Raw genomic sequence first — 18,862 nt, forward strand, 5'->3', positions numbered from 1 at the left:
GACAACACGGCAATCTGATCAAAAAAGCATACCATACGAGCAAAAGCGTATGCGTAGAAGAAAGTAAGAAAGGGTACACGGGGGATGCCTTGGCTCTCAGAGGCGATGAAGGACGTGATAAGCTGCGATAAGCCGCGGGGATCAGCAAATATGAATTGATCCGCGGATTTCCGAATGGGGAAACCTAATTAGTTGAAGACTAATTGCATAAATGCGCGAACCTGCTGAACTGAAACATCTAAGTAAGCAGAGGAAGAGAAAACAATAGTGATTTCCTGAGTAGTGGCGAGCGAAAGGGAAGAAGCCCAAACCTATTATGTTACGGCATAATAGGGGTTGTAGGACCACAACATGAATATCAAAATGAACCGGAACGGGGTGGGAAACCCGGCCATAGAGCATGAGAGCTGCGTACGGGTAAGTAATGATAGGATAGTGGGATCCTGAGTACCGCGAGGTCGGAGACGCCTTGTGGGAATCTGCCGGCACCATCCGGTAAGGCTAAATACTCCTGAGAGACCGATAGTGAACCAGTACCGTGAGGGAAAGGTGAAAAGAACCCCGAACAGGGGAGTGAAATAGAACCTGAAACCGTGTACTTACAAGCGGTCGGAGCGGACTTGTTCCGTGACGGCGTGCCTTTTGCATAATGAGCCTACGAGTTACTCTTTCCTGGCAAGGTTAAGTGTTTAAGACACGGATCCGAAGCGAAAGCGAGTCTGAATAGGGCGTATAGTCAGGGGAGGTAGACGCGAAACCTTGTGATCTACCCATGGACAGGTTGAAGGTGCCGTAACAGGTACTGGAGGACCGAACCGATAAACGTTGAAAAGTTTCCGGATGATTTGTGGGTAGGGGTGAAAGGCTAATCAAACTGGGAAATAGCTCGTACTCCCCGAAATGTTTTTAGGAACAGCCTGGCGGTTGAGTTATTCAGAGGTAGAGCTACTAATTGGGTGCGGGGGAGTCAAATCCTACCAAATCCAGATAAACTCCGAATGCTGAATAATATACGCTGGAGTGAGGCTCTGGGTGCTAAGGTCCAGGGCCGAGAGGGAAAGAACCCAGACCATCAGCTAAGGTCCCCAAATTACTGCTAAGTTGAACTAACGAGGTCCGATTGCACAGACAGCTAGGATGTTGGCTTGGAAGCAGCCATTCATTTAAAGAGTGCGTAACAGCTCACTAGTCGAGCGATCGGGCATGGATAATAAACGGGCATCAAGCAGTATACCGAAGCTATGGATTTGCAGCAATGCATCTGGTAGGGGAGCATTCTATTATCCGGCGAAGCAGGAGGGACAACCGACTGTGGAGGGAATAGAAAAGCAAATGTAGGCATAAGTAACGATAAGGCGGGAGAGAAACCCGCCCACCGAAAGACTAAGGTTTCCTGATCAACGCTAATCGGATCAGGGTTAGTCGGGGCCTAAGGTGAAGCCGAAGGGCGTAGCCGATGGACAACTGGTTAATATTCCAGTACTTTTTATAACTGCGATGCGGTGACGGAGTAGTGACACTGACGCGAACTGACGGAATAGTTCGTTAAAGGCCGTAGGTATATGGACTGTAGTTAAGTACGCAGACCATGCTGAAAGCTGATAGTACTTGAAACCTTCGGGGGACGAGATAGTTCAGGTAATCAGACTTCCAAGAAAACCCGCTAAGCTTCAGGTTATAAAAACCCGTACCGTAAACCGACACAGGTAGTCGAGGAGAGAATCCTAAGGTGCTCGAGTGAATCATGGCTAAGGAACTCGGCAAAATGGCCCTGTAACTTCGGGAGAAGGGGCGCTTTCAGCAATGGAAGCCGCAGTGAAAAGGCCCAGGCGACTGTTTAACAAAAACACATGGCTTTGCAAAATCGAAAGATGACGTATAAGGCCTGACACCTGCCCGGTGCCGGAAGGTTAAGAGGGGATGTTAGTCGCAAGGCGAAGCATTGAATCGAAGCCCCGGTAAACGGCGGCCGTAACTATAACGGTCCTAAGGTAGCGAAATTCCTTGTCGGGTAAGTTCCGACCTGCACGAATGGTGTAACGATCTGGGCGCTGTCTCAGCCATGAGCTCGGTGAAATTGTGGTATCGGTGAAGACGCCGGTTACCCGCAACGGGACGGAAAGACCCCATGCACCTTCACTACAACTTAACATTGATATCGGATACAGGATGTGTAGGATAGGTGGGAGACTGTGATCTGGCTTCGCTAGGAGTCAGTTAGTCAACGTTGAAATACCACCCTTTCTGTATTTGGTGTCTAACCCTGCATAGCGGGGGACATTGTTTGGCGGGTAGTTTGACTGGGGTGGTCGCCTCCAAAAAGGTAACGGAGGCTTTCAAAGGTAAGCTCAGTACGCTTGGTAACCGTACGTGGAGTGCAATAGCATAAGCTTGCTTGACTGTGAGGCAGACAAGCCGAGCAGGGTCGAAAGACGGATATAGTGATCCGGTGGTTCTGCATGGAAGGGCCATCGCTCAAAGGATAAAAGGTACGCTGGGGATAACAGGCTGATCTCCCCCAAGAGCTCATATCGACGGGGAGGTTTGGCACCTCGATGTCGGCTCGTCACATCCTGGGGCTGGAGAAGGTCCCAAGGGTTGAGCTGTTCGCTCATTAAAGTGGCACGCGAGCTGGGTTCAGAACGTCGCGAGACAGTTCGGTCCCTATCTGTTGTGGGCGCAGGAAGTTTGAGTGGGGCTGACCTTAGTACGAGAGGACCGGGTTGGACTAACCTCTGGTGAATCTGTTATGGCGCCAGCTGTATTGCAGAGTAGCTACGTTGGGAATAGATAAGCGCTGAAAGCATCTAAGTGCGAAACTAGCCACAAGATGAGACTTCCATTGAGGGTCGTAGGAGACTACTACGTTGATAGGTCATAGGTATAAAGGTGGTGACATCATAGCCAAGTGATACTAATTGCCCGAAGCTTTCTCATAGCAGGTAATAATGGTGAGTGTGCCTTTGGGTACACTCACTGCAAAAACTAATACTGTTGTTTTCTCTGACTCAACTGCTTCTTTCAATAATATGTCATTGTTTATCGGGATCGGGTGTCCGGTTGCGGGTTAAGGGTAAAACTGAAACCAGGCAACACGAACCACGAACCAGAAAACATTAAAAATATTCAGGTGCCTATATCGGCGGTGTCTACCTCTTCCCATTCCGAACAGAGAAGTCAAGCCCGCCAGAGCCGATGGTACTGCGGTAAAACGTGGGAGAGTAGGTCGGTGCCCAATCTTAAATCAAGCCCTTGCTGGAAACAGTCAAGGGCTTTTTTGTGCAATCAACTTTCCTCCCGGGGGTGTTCATATGCACATGCGTGAACGCGAAGGAACACCAATGAACGCCTGGTAATCACATATTTACATATCGAACCCTACTGGCAAAACACGGTCACCACTGCATAAAAAGAAAGCCTGGGGTAGTGCGATTCCTTCCCTGGGGAAGGGGGAGGAAGGGGTTTAATAAGCATTGCAAGTTTGTATCGTGTGTAGAAACCCCTCCCGGCCACTGCACAATCACCTCACCCCTCCCGTGGGGAGGGAATATATACGGGGATTATAATCTTCAGAATCCCTGTGGGCTTATTTAATAGCCAATAAAGAGAAATCCCGGCTCATAAAAAAGACGCCTGTGATGCGTCTCTACAATAGTTGGGATTGGCAATTGTTATCCCAGCGCTTCATATATCTCCGCACTCCGCTCCCGCCACCGTAATGCTGTACTAATAAGCCAGTAAACGCCCGCAGGCTATAATTGCCACCCAAACAATAATGGAAATAATTGCAGATATCTTATTCAAAGGGGAAATATTCGGAACTTCCGAATCAGAACGGTTCCGGAAAATAAACCTGTGAAACACAAGCACATTAAGTGCGGCCAGAATTAATAAGATCATTTTGAGCCAGAAAGTTGGATCGGCACCCAGAGCTTGCGCGTTTGTAATGAACAATAAAATCCCGGAAGGAATGATAAGCCACAATCCCCGGCGTGACCAGGGTAATAAATGGYGGGCCAAAAATACTATCGAAAGATTTCTGGAAAAACCCAACAGGCGCAGATCAAACATAAGTGCTGCTCCAACAAGAATGACTATTCCTACGATATGTACAATTTCCAAAGCCGGGTATAACCATAACGATTGACGGATGCCAACCGCCCAGGATGAAGCTTCTAACCAGCTTAGAAACTGAGCTATAAAAGGAGCCACAATTAACGCAACTCAAATTTTTTGTCCTGAACATATATCCGTTCGGCGCGCATCTCGGTTTGTATGGTTTTATGTGGATAGCCAACTATTCTTACTGAGGTACCCTTTTTAATCATATCCGCAGAAAGGCCACGGTCTGTCATGCGGCCTGCAGGTGCCAGGTAAACTGTCCATAACTTGCCCTGGTATTTCACTTTTGCAATAGCATGCGGATTTTCATAAACAGATTCCTCAATGATGGTTTTATAATCGAGCACTTTAGTCTGATCATAATTAGCCCAGCCATGATGAAAGAATGTAAACGATGTGCAAAGTAAACATACGATTGCCAGCGATGTGTTTTTCAGATAAGCCATAACGTGAAATTTAATATTAATAAATTGCTAAACAGTTATTTAACTAAACAAACAAATTTAAGAATAGTTATTTGTAGGGTAAATAATTGTACAATACAGAATGACCCCGATACCACAAGGCGCTGACTTGTGATGCGTTTGCTTGTGCTTATACTTTCCCGAAAGTGTTCATATGCACACCCGTGAACGCTCATGAACACTAAAAAACATCTGATAATCAGGTAAATACATATACAGCCTTACTGACAAAACACTGTCACCACTTTCATCATCTATACCTGTTATAGTTGGTAAATCTGTGCTGGCCGTGCAAATCGGGAACAGCATAGCTCATGGCAAAGCAATTGCGCAGTTTGCCCTGGATGTTAAACCCAGCAAAGTGCTTTATATCGATTTTGAACTTAGCACCAAGCAATTCTATCAACGCTATACGCACCCGCAAGGCAATTACAGTTTTACTGATCATTTTTTACGCGCTCAGTTTAATCCCGATGCCGAAATGGAGGGCAACTACAGCAACTATGATGAATATATTATTGCCGGCCTCGAGTACAAGATTAAACAAGTTAAAGCCACTGTACTTATTATTGATAACATCAGCTGCCTGCGCGGCGGTACCGAAAACGCTGCTGTGGCCCTCAGCCTCATGAAAAACCTCAAAGCGCTCAAAGCCGATCATCACCTGTCCATATTGGTACTGGCTCATACACCCAAACGCCGTAACCCCGGCTCGGCACTCTCGGCCGATGACCTGCATGGCAGCAAACTGCTGATCAACCTGGCCGATAGCGCCTTTGCCATAGGTACAAGCAGCGCCGACCAGCGCCTGCGTTACCTCAAACAAATTAAACAACGCAGCACCGCACAGGTATATGGCGAAGATAATGTATGCCTTTGCCGCATTGCAAAGCCCCAAAACTTTTTGCAGTTTGAGTTTGAGGGCAATAGCCACGAATGCCTGCACCTGCGTACCCGCAACATGCTGAAGCAGGAATTATTAACCCAAAAAGTGGTTGAACTCTCTGCCAAAGGCCTCAGCCAGCGCCAGATCAGCCGCGAACTTCATATTGCTGTAGGCTTGGTTAACAAGTTAATGTCCAGGTGATTTTATGTCTGAATCAGAATTTTCAAAATTTAAGAATTTTCAGAATAACCAATTCACAAGTATCAGTATACCCAGGAGTTTGTCAGACTTACGAAGCTTAACTCAAGGCTATTTGTTTTTTTATGGTTTTGTTGAGGGCTTCGCCGTTTAAAAACTTCGTAAGTCTTTATATTACTTTTCTTTCTGGCGCAAGTATGTAGCGCAGGCCAATGGTAAGGCTACTTGTGCTTTATTAAACAGTTCGAAGATATGCACAAGTAGCCATTACGTCGTTTCTTACACGATATACTTGCGCCAGTAGGGAGGGGAGAAAAAAGAGTGAGCCTGATTAGTTTTTTGGTTATATTTATGCTCCAAACTTTATCAAATGATTTTATGTACCGTCACCACTGATTGGATTACAGCTGTAGTTTCAACGTTAGCATTTGGAGGTACAGTCTATGCGCTTTGGGATACCCGAAAAGACACAATAAAAATTCAGGCACAAGTTGATTCACTTACCAAGCTTGCTTTAACCTACGAAAAAAGCCATAGAAATTCTATAATGCCCGAGCTGAGAATAAGAGATATTTACTTTAATTCCAATAACGGTTTTGTAGAGATTAGTAACATCGGCTTTATTGCTTTGGACGTGCAGATTATTTCTGCAAAGGTTGGGGGGGTCAAAATTATAAATATCACCGGTGCTCTCGAATCTACAATTCCCAAAGACTCTTCTGTTAGATATAATTTAAATCTTTCGAATCAAGACCCAATTAGTGAATATTATAAAGGCATTCCGTTTACTATAAGGGTTTCTTTTAAAAATAAAGAAAATGAGATATATCAACAAAATCTTGAGGTAAACTACGATAATGAGCGGATTTCCTATCCACCACAAATTGAAATAGATTGATACTTATGTTTCTGAATAACATCCCACAACTATGAAATTCATTATTATCCTAATCTCACCTTTCTTACTTGCTTTGCATGTTAATGCTCAAATAAAGGTAAAAGTTAAGCCTAAACCATTACCTATGGTGATAGATACCAATAAATTTATGGGAGTTGGTATATTTAAAATTGGAACGGACACTTCCGTGTTGTTAACCTATGCCAGCAAAGCAGCCAAATACGTCAGAGATTGTGATGATTCAGAAAATTTACTCTATGCATCACAAAATCCGGTAGTTCAATTGTTAAGATTACATCATAATCCTTCGAAAACGTATGATATTGTATCGCTTAGCACTCATCCAGAGGTCAAGGAATATTTTTTAACAGAATATGTAGTTTCCGATATTCATATAGAAAATGTTAGGTTAAAGTATTTTAGAAATAAATTGATTGAATTAAAGTGTAAAGGTTCCGCTTCTATTGAATCTGCGATGTCTGACAAATACGGTAAACCCAAATCTGAATTCACGAAAAAGGTATACACCTGTTTGTACAAGATAACTGGAATAACAAGGGAATTAGATGGTGGAGACTACACAAGCAGTTGGGAGAATGGAGGAATATATGCTTATTCATTTATGTGGGTACGGTATAATGATCATTGCGAAAAAACTACTGACCAATCTTTTCAATATGGATTCAATAATCCAGAATTAAAGTCTTGGGAAATAAAAAATCAATTTGATAGTTCTAAAACAGAGGTTAAAAAGAACCTTAAAGATTTCTAAAAATTAAGCACTCTCTTCTGCAAGTGGGATGCTTATGACTTATAAACTGCAACGTTCGTGATTGCTTCGTTCCTCGCAATGACATGGTTTTTGTTTTTCTATTGCCGCAGTCCTCTCACTTTCCATTTACAAATTTGCATAGTTCGTGATTGCTTCGTTCCTCGCAATGACGTGGTCTTTGTTTTTCTGCTGCCTTAATTCTTCCCCGCTACCGCAAGCGTCTCGTTTGTGATTAACAATACACGTTCATTACCTGCGCAGTTCACGATTGCTTCGTACCTCGCGATAACATGATTTTGTTACTCTTGCTACCGGGATCCTCCTGCCAGCTATCAAAACCCTGCCTGATTGCATAAAAAGCGCTATTTAGATACGATGCTGTAAAAATGAAATAATGTAATTATTCTTTAATTGATTACCTTTGTGTGATAAAGAGTTGTTATGAAATTTTTTGAAGAAAAACGTCAGGAAGTAATGGTGCATATTGAAACATTTATGCTTGAAAAAATGTTTGAATATTTAAAGCCCGTTGATACCATCTGGCAGCCATCCGATTTTTTACCTGATTCTACAAGAGACTCTTTTTTTAGCGAAATTAAAGAACTGCGGGAAAGCGCGCAGGGTTTAAGCTATGACCTTATTGCCGTTTTAATTGGCGATACCATTACCGAAGAGGCTCTGCCAACCTATGAATCATGGCTTACCATGGTTGAAGGTGTTTCGAAAGACGAAGAAGGCGGCTGGATGAAATGGACCCGCCACTGGACCTCTGAAGAGAACCGTCACGGCGATCTGCTTAACAAATATCTTTACCTGTCGGGCCGTGTTAATATGCGCATGATGGAAGTATCAACCCAGTACCTGATAGCCGACGGCTTTGATATAGGTACCGGTACCGATCCTTACCGTAACTTTATATATACTTCGTTCCAGGAGCTGGCTACCAATGTATCGCACAGGCGCGTGGCTTCACAGGCTAAAAAAGATGGTGATACCCTGCTGTCAAAAATGTGCGGTGTTATTGCAGGTGATGAGGCACGTCATGCAAAAGCTTATAAGTATTTTATCGAAAAGATATTTGAGGTTGATCCGAGCGAGGCCATGATTGCCTTTGAGGATATGATGCGTAAAAAAATTGTTATGCCTGCTCACTTTTTACGTGAGGTAGGTTTAAAAATTGGTCAAACCTTTGGCCATTTTACCGATGCTGCCCAGCGCTTAGGTATTTATACCGCTATTGATTATGTGGATATACTGAAAGAACTGATAGAAGACTGGCACATTGAAAGTACTACCGACCTGAATGAAGCCGGCGAAAAGGCGCGTGATTATATCATGAACCTGCCATCGCGCTTACTGCGTGTTGCCGAGCGGATGAAAAACCCAATGCTGGAGTACAAATTCAGCTGGATAAACGGATAGGTTATTCTCATAAAATATTGGAAAGAGGCGCAGATGATGCGCCTCTTTTTGTTTTAGGGAAAATAACAAACCTGTCATCTCGAACGAGGTACGAGGAGAGATCTTATACGCAGGGTATATGCTGATAGGACAAGATTTAGTAGGTTAAATTCCCTCCTTGGGGAGGGGCGCATGGTTTGTGTAATGGCAGGGAGGGGTTTATTCGTGATGCAGGCCGCATAAACCCCTCCCTACACCCTCCCGTTGGGAGGGAATCGCACAAGCCAACACAGCTATCAAACTTTGAGGAGAAATAGCACCGTCCACAGTTGACTCACCCGACGACGCTCCGCTTGTCGACCCTCCCGGCTTCGCCGCAAAGAGGGTAAAGGAAAAAAATGTTGAAATCCCTTCTTTACGCGGAGCGTAGAGAGGGGTGACAAGCGCAGCGATGTCGGGGTGAGTCGGTACCGCGTTTAATTCTCGTCGTATGTCCAATAATGGGCTATTACTCTCAAGTGAGGGAACCGCACATCCCAGTAAAGCTTTTCGTTTATTCCCCCTCCACTTTAAAACCAGGTTTTGTGTATCCTTCAGGTACATAATTTTCCGGTATTTGTATGTRGTTGCCATCCCGCAATGCGGTGTAATGCGGCGACATGATCTCGACACCGGCTTCGTTAAACTTGTCCTGTATGTTTTGGTGCAGCCTGGAATAAACGCCTGCCATTTGGTTTGATAAGGCGGTATAGGCATTTACCTGGTAGCTCACATTAAAATCATTAAGCGCTGTTTGCAGTACAAAGGGTTTGGGCTCTGATGATACGCCATCGGTAGCTTCGGCTGCGGTAATGAGCAGGTTATGCACCGTTTGCCAGGGCACATCATACCCAATGGTAACGGTTGTATTTAATATAAGGCCCATAGTTTTGGCTACGGTGGTGTAGTTAGTGGTATGTCCGCTTAGTATGGTAGCATTAGGTATGGTAATATCTTCGTTTTTAATAGTACGCAAACGGGTTACCAGTAGATTTTTTTCTACCACATCGCCCGTAGCTTCGCCAACCTTTATACGGTCGCCAATTTTATAGGGACGCATATAAGTAAGCACAATACCCGATACCATATTTGCTATGGCCGATGAAGATCCCAACGAAAACAAGATCCCCAAAAACACCGTAACTCCCTGAAATATCTTTGAATCTGAACCAGGCAGATAGGGGAATATCACCACAAACATAAAGGCATACAGCAGCACCCGGATGATATTATAAGTAGGCATAGCCCATTCAGGGTAAAAGCTATTAATGGTGATGGCTCCCTGCGCAATCTCGTTGGCAATAAATTTTATCAGCTTTACTATATACCGTGTTACTATATAAATAACAGCAATGGTAAGCAGGTTGGGTATATAATGCAGTAAGGCCAGCAATATTTTTTTAAACGGGTTTACCACGTAACTCAATAGCTGCACCGCAATAGGTTTTGATGCCGGAAAAATGAAGAACAAAACAGGTAATGCCAGGTAAATCAGTATAATAATGAGTATAAACCTAACTATGCGTAACAAACCTGTAATGAGCGGTAACAGGCGTTTGGCATACATAACCGGTGCACCCTGTGCAGCCAGTTTATCCATCCGGCTTTCCCAACTTCTTAATATTTTTAGTTTTGCCCATCTTGTGCCCTTATTCAATGCCCATATTAAAGCAATAAGCAGCACAATAACAGCAACGGCCTCCAGTATATTAATAATAACCTGTTTGCTATTGTTACTGGTAAAATAATTACCCAGCTTTTTTTTCAAAATGTCAAGGTAACTGGCTGCCAGTTGCGGGCGGTTTAGTTCAGAGAATGTGGCATCCTTATTATTTACAGCCAGTATAATTTGCGAGTTGTAGGAAATTACGGAAACTGAGGTGTCGTTTTTTAAGGTAAGTGAGTCAGGATTAAAGTCAATACGCTCAACCAGGGCTTCTATGCGTTTGGTCACTATTCCTGCCCGTTCTTTCGCGTCAAATAAACCCTGCCCGGTATAAAATTTAAAGAGGGTGTCGCGGTTAATAATTACAGGTTCGCCTTTGGCATCAACCGTTTTTTGCGCATGTGTTGTAAAAGCAGCAAATAAAAGCAGGATAAGCAGGTAATAATTTTTAGGCATAACAGGTAGATTTTATGCTAAAGCTAAAAATTATATTTCAATTCTTTTAACCTTCCTGTACCAAATCGGTACCCTTGCTACCCGATAAATCTTTAAACAGATGGTTTAGTATGGACTCAATGGTTAGTGAATTTACATCATTCACGTAATGCTCAGACCGGGTTATCTGCAACTGGGTGCCATTTACCACTATGCTGAACAAAAAGCCTTCATACATTTCCGGCTGACTTATTTCAATAGTATCGCCCTTGCGCTCAATAATAAAGTTAATATTGCTTTGCCTGCGCTCATGAAAAAACTGGTTGAGCTTTTGCTGCAACAGGTTGTATAACTCATCTATGTGGATAGCACTATGCAGGGTTATAATTTTCATGGTAATACATTTGCAATGTTTAATATTACAAAGCAATTTTGTTATTGTTTGCTATATAAGCTATATCATTCTATGTCAATTGCGAGCGTAGCGCCTCACCCAACCCTCTCCAAAGGAGAGGACTTTAAAATATTTTTTTTAAGTCTCCCCCTTTGGGGGAGATTTAGAGGGGGCTTCCTCGCAATGACTTGTTCAAAAGCGTTCATCAAAAACATTACTTATATGAATTACAAATTACTGGGCCGTTCGGGCCTTAAAGTTTCAGAATTATGTTTGGGCACTATGGGTTTTGGTACCGAAGCCGGCTGGGGTGCCGATAAGGATACCAGCTTTGCCATTATGGATGCCTACGCCAATGCCGGGGGCAACTTTTTAGATACTGCTAATATTTATAAACTGGGCACCAGCGAAAAAATAATAGGCGAATACATGGGTAATCATGACCGCGATTACTTTGTACTGGCCACCAAATACACGTTAAAGGATAATATGACCAATCCCAACGCATCGGGCAATAATCGCAAAAACATGATGCGCAGCGTGGAGGAAAGCCTGAAACGTTTAAAAACTGATTTTATTGATGTGCTGTACCTGCACATTTGGGATAATATTACCCCGATTGATGAAGTGCTGCGTGCCCTTGACGACCTCATAAAACAAGGCAAAGTTACCTATGCCGCCATAAGTGATACGCCGGCCTGGGTGGTAGCCAAAGGCAATACCCTGGCCGAACTGATGGGCTGGAGTCAGTTCATTGCCTTACAAGTGGAATACAGCCTGCTGGCCCGTACCGCCGAGCGCGAGCTGATCCCGATGGCTAAACATTTCGGGATGACGGTTACGCCCTGGGCGCCATTAGCCGGAGGCGCGTTGACCGGAAAATACCTGCGCGGTGATCATGGCCGCATTAAACCCGAAAGCAAACGACTGGACGAACGCAGTAAAAAAATTACACAAACCGTTGTTGATATTGCTGCAGAGCTGGGCGTATCAGAAAGCCATGTCGCTTTAAACTGGACCCGTCAGCAGGGTTTTTCCTGCATCCCGATAGTTGGTGCTACCAAAGTAGATCAGCTGCTGGATAACCTGAAAACAGTCGACGTGACCCTAAGCCAGGATCAGCTAAAAAGGTTAAACGATGCCAGCGCCATTGAACTCGGTTTCCCCGGCGACTTTTTTAATGAAGAGGCCGTAAAAGTGAATTCCTTCGGCGGGTTTTATGATAGGGTGGAGAAAAGATAATATATAAGCTTTGTCATTCTGAGGAACGAAGAACTAACTCTTGAACGTAGTGAAAAATCTATTCACGTACTTGCTAATCGCCGAACAGATTCTTCGTTCCTCAGAATGACAAATTCGGTATAAAGCCATAGCGGTTATTACTCAAACCGCTTTAAATAATTCTTGCTGATCAATTCGCCGTACAAAATATCGCTACGTTTATCCATACTAAACCAGGGATCACTATCATATTGCAGTATCTGGATGTTTTGCGCCGGCATAAAGCTTTGCGCCAGCAGAAACTTTTTATGATGCTGCGCGTTTTCAATCACATCCATCACTATAAAGCAATGTCCTGGTGAGCCACCCCGTATAAAAATATCTCCGGTTTTAAGGGTACTGCTGTTTTGAACGCTTTTTAATTCTTTTTGCAGCGATAATGTACCCGCATAGCTAAACACCAGGCTCATATAACGCATAAAACTGGGATAGCTGTAATCTTTTTTTGCTTTTAAAACCCAGTTGTCGTTCTTGTAGCGGTAACCATTGGCATAATGCACAAAATCGCAACGGAAACCGCTGGTGAAGTTGAAGGATATAGCTTTATAGTTTTTTTGCTGGTACAGGTATTCACCACGCAGGCGCATTACGGCATCGGCACATTGCTGCAGATCCTGGTTGCCAATGCTCATATCAACAATAGCCGCTGTGTACAGTTCGGTACGGGCAATGTCGCCTTTGTAAGTTTTGGCTGGTGTACCCACAGGTTTAAGTGGCAAAGCCCGAAGCCATGTACCAAAACCTCCTACCGTGGTCGTGCTACGCTGATAGCCAGCAGGGATTTTAAACCGGCTCAATACATTGTCTGTTTTACCCGGATTGATCCAGCATAACATTCCTATCAGCAGCAAAAAGCTTTTCATAACGTTTTAGCCTTTTTTAATGGGGAGTAAGGGTTATAAGGAACCGGCAGATCATTAACCAAATGGAATGCCGAAAAATGTAAATGCGTTGGCGACCGTTTTTTAAAAGCATTATAGCCGGTACGGCCTACTTCAGCAATTTTTTGACCGGCTTTTACTTCATCACCGGGTTTAACAAATATAGCCTGATTATGRGCATAATAAATGATGTTACCATAATCATCATAGATCCAGATATATTTTCCGCCGCGTAAACTACTATTGGACTCCCACAAATTACTGCAGGCTATTATTATGCCATAATCAACAGCTAAAACATCAACAGTTTTATGAGTATGGTCGTCTATGCAATCCTGATTTTTATCGTTAATAAATATGTCATGGGCAGGATGTGCTGCATGTTTATTTCCATCAAGGTAATGATACCCTTTGTCAGAATAACCACTGCCGTTCCCCCCAATGGCATGATAGTTATATCCACGAAGCGGAAACACCCACTCGTCTAATGCTTCAGGTACATGTCTGTTTTGTCTTAGCTGATTGATAAGTGCCTTAAATTGTTTAGCAGCGTCAGATCGTTTGACAGATCCGTTAAGGATGGCTGTATTGAGGTCATTAATTTTATTGCAAACTGTTTTATAATCCTGTGCAGATGCGCTAAGTATAAAAAACACCAATCCAACAAGCAATAGTAATTTTCGCATAAGGTTTATTGTGAAGAATAAATATAACTAAATAATAGTTACAATATTATTCAATCCTGATATCGTATTTACTCAGCAATCCCGGCAAGCCGTGCAGCGAGAACATGGCCTTTTTTATAGTATTCCCATCAGGATCAATAGTGAAATTATAGGAGCTCCGCAAATCGGCGCCTTTTAATATGGTGCGACTAAAAAATGCCCGGTTCAGGTTGCAATTGATGAATTTAGCATCGGTCAAATCGCACTCGGTCAAATCTGTTTCCACCATAGAGCAATCACTGAACTTTGCTTTTTTATTCTTCTTTTTATAGAAGACGACGTTATCCAGGATGCAACTTTCAAAATGCACTTCGAACAAAAAGTCAAGGGCCTTACTAAAATTTACTCCGCTTAGTTTACAATGTTTAAAGGTGATATTTTGAAAACCAGCGCTACTTACATCGGCTAATGACAGGTTGCAACCCTCAAACACGCAATCAATAAACACAACGCTATAAAGGTTTGCATAGGCAATATCACAGTTGATGAATTTGCAGTTTTCATAAGTACGACTATGCCCGGTTATTTGGTCGGCAGTTAGTTTGGTAAAAGTTTGGTCTTCCTGATGTTGAGGTTGCATGTGGCAAATTTATGTTTCCTGCGCTATATTTTAACCTTGCGCTCGTTTAAAACCACTGGTGTTGGGAAGAAATAAAAACGTTGTCATTTCGACGAGGAACGAGGAGAAATCTTATACAATCTGCAATTAAAGCTTTGCATTGCGTAGAAGATTTCTCTTTCGCCCTCTTGCTCTTGCCGCCCGGGCTCTATCGAAATGACAATTTTTTTGGAATTTTCGTCTTCCCAACACCTGTGGTCACAGACGAGCGCAGGATGGACAGACAGGGTTTATTTGGCTAAGGCCAGGTAACAATTTCTTAAACCGTTCCATAAATGAGACGGCAATGAATTTTTTCAACCATGTTGTTATTCACTGTATTTATCATTGCCGTTGGCTTTAGCCAACGGATAAAAATCAACAAGTTTGGCTTTAGCCAAATTGATGCATATAGGAAATATTTAACATCTACAACTACTTGCATTGGTACATGTTAGGTCACAGACGAGCGCAGTGTAGTTATATTTTACTTTGCTTAATAACTCCCCCTTCAGGGGGCCGGGGGCTTACATATTCCTCCTGTACTGCCCGCCAACCTCATACAGCGCATGGCTGATCTGCCCTAAGGAACAATATTTACAGGCTTCCATCAGGCTTTCAAAAATATTGTGGCCAGCTATAGCTGCGTGTTGCAGGTTTTTAATTAATTGGGGTATATGCTCCTGGTTGCGTTGCTGAAAGGCGTGCAAAGTCTCGATCTGATATTGCTTCTCTTCCTCAGTAGCGCGGATCACCTCGGATGGTATAATGGTAGGTGAGCCCTTTTTATTCAAAAAAGTATTAACGCCGATGATGGGGTATTCGCCTGAATGTTTCAGGGTTTCATAGTACAGTGATTCCTCCTGGATCTTGCCGCGCTGGTACATGGTTTCCATCGCCCCCAGTACGCCGCCGCGCTCGTTCAGTGCTTTAAATTCAGTAAGTACGGCTTGCTCTACCAGGTCAGTTAGCTCCTCAATAATGAAAGCGCCCTGTATGGGGTTTTCGTTTTTAGCGAGACCAAGTTCACGGTTAATGATAAGCTGTATAGCCATCGCCCTGCGAACAGATTCTTCGGTAGGAGTGGTAATAGCCTCATCATAAGCATTAGTATGGAGTGAATTACAGTTATCATAAATGGCATAAAGCGCCTGCAATGTGGTGCGGATATCATTAAAATCGATCTCCTGCGCGTGTAGTGACCGTCCGCTGGTTTGGATGTGATACTTGAGCTTTTGCGAACGATCATTCCCCTTGTATTTATTTTTGATGGCCTTGGCCCAAATACGACGGGCCACGCGACCGATCACCGAATATTCGGGATCAATACCGTTACTGAAAAAGAATGACAGGTTGGGCGCGAAATCATCAATATGCATACCCCGGCTCAGGTAATACTCCACATAAGTAAACCCGTTCGATAACGTAAAGGCAAGCTGTGTAATAGGATTGGCACCGGCCTCGGCAATGTGATAGCCGGATATGGATACGGAATAAAAGTTACGTACTTTCTCCTGGATAAAATACTGCTGCATATCGCCCATCATGCGCAGCGCAAACTCGGTCGAAAAAATACAGGTATTCTGCGCCTGGTCCTCCTTTAAAATATCGGCCTGTACCGTACCGCGAACGGTGGATATGGCGTAGGCCTTTATCTTTTCATAAACATCGGCAGGGAGTACCTGATCGCCGGTAAGGCCAAGGAGCATGAGGCCGAGGCCATTGTTACCGGCGGGTAAAGAAGCCTCACCTAAATCCTCTCCAAAGGAGAGGACTTTGCCTCGCATATTTTTAACTCCCTCTCCAAAGGAGAGGGCCGGGGTGAGGCTTCTGTAAGCAGGTCTATCCAATCCCTTACCATCATACAATTCCTTAAACTTCGCCTCCACTAAATGTTCCAACTTATGCTCGGTGATGTATTTTTCGCATTGCTGATCAATTGCGGCGTTCATGAAAAAGCCAAGCAGCATAGGAGCAGGACCKTTGATGGTCATGGATACGGAGGTGGATGCGGAGCACAGATCGAAGCCTGAGTATAGCTTTTTGGCATCATCAAGTGTGGCTATGCTTACGCCCGAGTTGCCTATTTTACCATAAATATCAGGGCGGATATGCGGGTCCTCACCATACAGGGTAACCGAATCAAAGGCGGTCGATAACCGGTGCGCCGGCTGACCCAGCGATACATAATGAAATCGTTTGTTGGTGCGTTCGGGCCCGCCCTCGCCGGCAAACATGCGGGTAGGGTCTTCGCCCTCACGCTTTAACGGGAACACACCGGCGGCATAAGGGAACTCGCCAGGTACATTCTCGGTAAGCAGCCAGCGCAGCACATCGCCCCAGGCCTCATATCGTGGCAGCGCTATTTTAGGGATCTGCAATTGCGATAGCGAAGTATAATACAACGGCAGTTTGATCTCCTTATCACGTACTTTATAAATAAAGTTTTCAGCTTTGTATTTCTTAACTGTTTCGGGCCATTCTTTGAGCAGGCGTTTGCATTCGGGATGAAGTTGGGATTCGAGGCGTGAAAAAGCCCCCTCTAAATCTCCCCCGGTAGGGGAGACTTTTTGTCCGCTCTGTTTTTCAAAAGCCCTCCCTCCCGGGGAGGGTTTGGGTGGGGCTAAAAGCTCCATCACTCCCTTTACCTGAAATAACTGTTGGGCAATTTTGCATTGCTCGTTTACCCAATCATCGTAGGCCTTACTGTTTTCTGCAATTTCGGCCAGGTAGCGATTACGGTCGGGTGGAATGATGTAGATCTTTTCAGATTCCTCACCCGGTTCTATTCCAGCTACACGCTCCCCACTCCCCGAACCACGCTCTAATAGATCCACACTGGTTTTGGTCTGGATGGTTTTCATGATGGCGGTGAACAGGGTGTTCATGCCCGGATCATTAAATTGCGAGGCCATGGTGCCAAATACGGGCAGTTCATCATCCTTGGCGGTAAAAAGCTGGTGGTTGCGTTTATATTGTTTGCGCACATCGCGGATGGCATCAAGGGCGCCACGTTTATCATATTTGTTGAGGGCCACCAGGTCGGCAAAATCAAGCATGTCTATCTTTTCGAGCTGGGTGGCCGCGCCAAATTCCGGGGTCATCACATAGAGGGAAACATCGCAATAGTCGGTGATCATGGTGTCTGACTGGCCAATGCCCGATGTTTCCACAATGATAAGATCATACCCGGCAGCTTTACAGATGTCGATACTTTCCTGCACATGTTTGGATAGCGCCAGGTTGGCCTGCCGTGTAGCCAGCGAGCGCATATATACCCGTGGGTTGTTAATGGCATTCATCCTTATCCTATCGCCTAAAAGGGCACCGCCGGTTTTACGTTTGGATGGATCGACAGAGATAATAGCCAGCGTTTTGTCGGTCGCCATCAGGAAACGGCGTACAATTTCATCAACCAGTGACGACTTGCCCGAGCCTCCGGTGCCGGTAATGCCGAGAACTACGGCCTCACCTAAATCCTCTCCAAAGGAGAGGGGGTGACCATACATGATGAAGTCCGCTTCTTTAGAGAGGGCTGGGGTGAGGCTATTCTCCGCCATCGTGATCAGCCGGGCAATAGCACCTGCATCCTTTTCGGGCAGGTGTTTAAGCTCGCCGTTGAGTTTGGTAACGGTGGGGTAGTCGCACTGCTGCAGCATATCGTTGATCATACCCTGAAGACCCATGGTGCGGCCATCGTCGGGCGAGTAGATGCGGGTGATGCCGTAGGCCTGCAGCTCCTCAATTTCGTGGGGGAGGAACACGCCGCCGCCGCCGCCAAATATCTTGATGTGACCTGCGCCGCGCTCGACCAACAGATCATGCATGTATTTAAAGTATTCGAGGTGACCGCCCTGGTAGCTGGTGAGGGCAATACCCTGAACATCCTCTTGTATGGCGCAGTTAACCACTTCATCAACAGAGCGGTTATGGCCCAAATGTATCACCTCGGCTCCGCTGCTTTGCAATATGCGGCGCATAATGTTGATGGTAGCATCGTGCCCATCAAACAATGAAGCGGCTGTTACAAAACGGATCTTGTATTGGGATTTATATGGGGCAATGCTTTCCATGCGGGCAATAATTGGTCAACACAAATTTA

General features: G+C 44.5%; 13 protein-coding genes and 2 rRNA genes. 7 read left to right on the forward strand and 8 right to left on the reverse strand.

From position 1 onward, the window contains the following. Positions 1-57 precede the first annotated feature (57 nt). Together AC1DRQ_RS03930 and rrf are read left to right on the forward strand one after the other, a co-directional pair. Positions 58-2,937, forward strand: a 23S ribosomal RNA gene (locus AC1DRQ_RS03930). A gap of 189 nt (positions 2,938-3,126) precedes the next feature. Further along, a 5S ribosomal RNA gene (rrf, locus tag AC1DRQ_RS03935) occupies positions 3,127-3,238 on the forward strand. 488 nt (positions 3,239-3,726) lie between these two features. Here rrf and AC1DRQ_RS03940 read toward each other — a convergent pair. Continuing rightward, positions 3,727-4,212 (reverse strand): DUF6644 family protein, encoded by a 486-nt coding sequence (locus tag AC1DRQ_RS03940; protein ID WP_477422291.1) that lies wholly within the window; start codon positions 4,210-4,212, stop codon positions 3,727-3,729. Positions 4,213-4,214: 2 nt separating this feature from the next. Then, complete coding sequence (locus AC1DRQ_RS03945; protein ID WP_477422292.1) at positions 4,215-4,568, reverse strand: DUF6152 family protein; 354 nt, start codon at positions 4,566-4,568, stop codon at positions 4,215-4,217. Positions 4,569-4,866: 298 nt separating this feature from the next. On the opposite strand from AC1DRQ_RS03945, the gene AC1DRQ_RS03950 reads away from it, so the two are divergent. The 4 genes from AC1DRQ_RS03950 to AC1DRQ_RS03965 all read left to right on the forward strand — a co-directional run bounded on the left by AC1DRQ_RS03950 (position 4,867) and on the right by AC1DRQ_RS03965 (position 8,762). Further along, entirely contained in the window at positions 4,867-5,673 is an 807-nt protein-coding gene (locus AC1DRQ_RS03950; RefSeq protein WP_477422293.1) for an AAA family ATPase, read from the forward strand. A gap of 367 nt (positions 5,674-6,040) precedes the next feature. Next, entirely contained in the window at positions 6,041-6,568 is a 528-nt protein-coding gene (locus AC1DRQ_RS03955; RefSeq protein WP_477422294.1) for a hypothetical protein, read from the forward strand. A gap of 31 nt (positions 6,569-6,599) precedes the next feature. Further along, the gene (locus AC1DRQ_RS03960) at positions 6,600-7,340 is read left to right on the forward strand and encodes a hypothetical protein (protein WP_477422295.1); all 741 of its coding nucleotides are present in this window, start codon (positions 6,600-6,602) and stop codon (positions 7,338-7,340) included. A gap of 441 nt (positions 7,341-7,781) precedes the next feature. Next, positions 7,782-8,762, forward strand: coding sequence for an acyl-ACP desaturase (locus AC1DRQ_RS03965; protein WP_429401950.1), 981 nt, complete (start codon positions 7,782-7,784; stop codon positions 8,760-8,762). 532 nt (positions 8,763-9,294) lie between these two features. On the opposite strand, the gene AC1DRQ_RS03970 is transcribed toward AC1DRQ_RS03965, so the two are convergent. Both AC1DRQ_RS03970 and AC1DRQ_RS03975 read right to left on the reverse strand, forming a co-directional pair. Further along, positions 9,295-10,902, reverse strand: coding sequence for a mechanosensitive ion channel family protein (locus AC1DRQ_RS03970; protein WP_477422296.1), 1,608 nt, complete (start codon positions 10,900-10,902; stop codon positions 9,295-9,297). 46 nt (positions 10,903-10,948) lie between these two features. Then, the gene (locus AC1DRQ_RS03975) at positions 10,949-11,275 is read right to left on the reverse strand and encodes a hypothetical protein (protein WP_477422297.1); all 327 of its coding nucleotides are present in this window, start codon (positions 11,273-11,275) and stop codon (positions 10,949-10,951) included. A 222-nt stretch (positions 11,276-11,497) separates the two neighbouring features. Between AC1DRQ_RS03975 and AC1DRQ_RS03980 the strand changes: the two genes are divergently transcribed. Further along, positions 11,498-12,517 carry an aldo/keto reductase gene (locus AC1DRQ_RS03980; protein ID WP_477422298.1) on the forward strand — a complete coding sequence of 340 codons (1,020 nt, stop codon included), beginning with the start codon at positions 11,498-11,500 and terminating at the stop codon, positions 12,515-12,517. A 137-nt stretch (positions 12,518-12,654) separates the two neighbouring features. Here AC1DRQ_RS03980 and AC1DRQ_RS03985 read toward each other — a convergent pair whose 3' ends face one another. From AC1DRQ_RS03985 to AC1DRQ_RS04000, 4 genes are all read right to left on the reverse strand, one after another. Continuing rightward, positions 12,655-13,419, reverse strand: a complete 765-nt coding sequence (locus tag AC1DRQ_RS03985; RefSeq protein WP_477422299.1) for a DUF4846 domain-containing protein — start codon at positions 13,417-13,419, stop codon at positions 12,655-12,657. Then, complete coding sequence (locus AC1DRQ_RS03990; RefSeq protein ID WP_477422300.1) at positions 13,416-14,123, reverse strand: M23 family metallopeptidase; 708 nt, start codon at positions 14,121-14,123, stop codon at positions 13,416-13,418. The genes AC1DRQ_RS03985 and AC1DRQ_RS03990 overlap by 4 nt, the downstream gene beginning before the upstream one ends. Positions 14,124-14,169: 46 nt before the next feature. Further along, positions 14,170-14,742 carry a pentapeptide repeat-containing protein gene (locus tag AC1DRQ_RS03995; protein ID WP_477422301.1) on the reverse strand — a complete coding sequence of 191 codons (573 nt, stop codon included), beginning with the start codon at positions 14,740-14,742 and terminating at the stop codon, positions 14,170-14,172. A gap of 545 nt (positions 14,743-15,287) precedes the next feature. Then, the gene (locus AC1DRQ_RS04000) at positions 15,288-18,833 is read right to left on the reverse strand and encodes a methylmalonyl-CoA mutase family protein (protein ID WP_477422302.1); all 3,546 of its coding nucleotides are present in this window, start codon (positions 18,831-18,833) and stop codon (positions 15,288-15,290) included. Between the last annotated feature and the right edge of the window lie 29 nt (positions 18,834-18,862).

This window comes from Mucilaginibacter sp. P4_E8 (assembly GCF_056401495.1).

Excerpts from the sequence above, each read along its gene's own strand:
- AC1DRQ_RS03955 (WP_477422294.1), top strand. The coding sequence starts at position 6,041 with ATGATTTTATGTACCGTCACCACTGATTGGATTACAGCTGTAGTTTCA.
- AC1DRQ_RS03975 (WP_477422297.1), bottom strand. The coding sequence starts at position 11,275 with ATGAAAATTATAACCCTGCATAGTGCTATCCACATAGATGAGTTATAC.
- AC1DRQ_RS03980 (WP_477422298.1), top strand. The coding sequence starts at position 11,498 with ATGAATTACAAATTACTGGGCCGTTCGGGCCTTAAAGTTTCAGAATTA.
- AC1DRQ_RS03960 (WP_477422295.1), top strand. The coding sequence starts at position 6,600 with ATGAAATTCATTATTATCCTAATCTCACCTTTCTTACTTGCTTTGCAT.
- AC1DRQ_RS03965 (WP_429401950.1), top strand. The coding sequence starts at position 7,782 with ATGAAATTTTTTGAAGAAAAACGTCAGGAAGTAATGGTGCATATTGAA.
- AC1DRQ_RS03995 (WP_477422301.1), bottom strand. The coding sequence starts at position 14,742 with ATGCAACCTCAACATCAGGAAGACCAAACTTTTACCAAACTAACTGCC.
- AC1DRQ_RS03945 (WP_477422292.1), bottom strand. The coding sequence starts at position 4,568 with ATGGCTTATCTGAAAAACACATCGCTGGCAATCGTATGTTTACTTTGC.
- AC1DRQ_RS03985 (WP_477422299.1), bottom strand. The coding sequence starts at position 13,419 with ATGAAAAGCTTTTTGCTGCTGATAGGAATGTTATGCTGGATCAATCCG.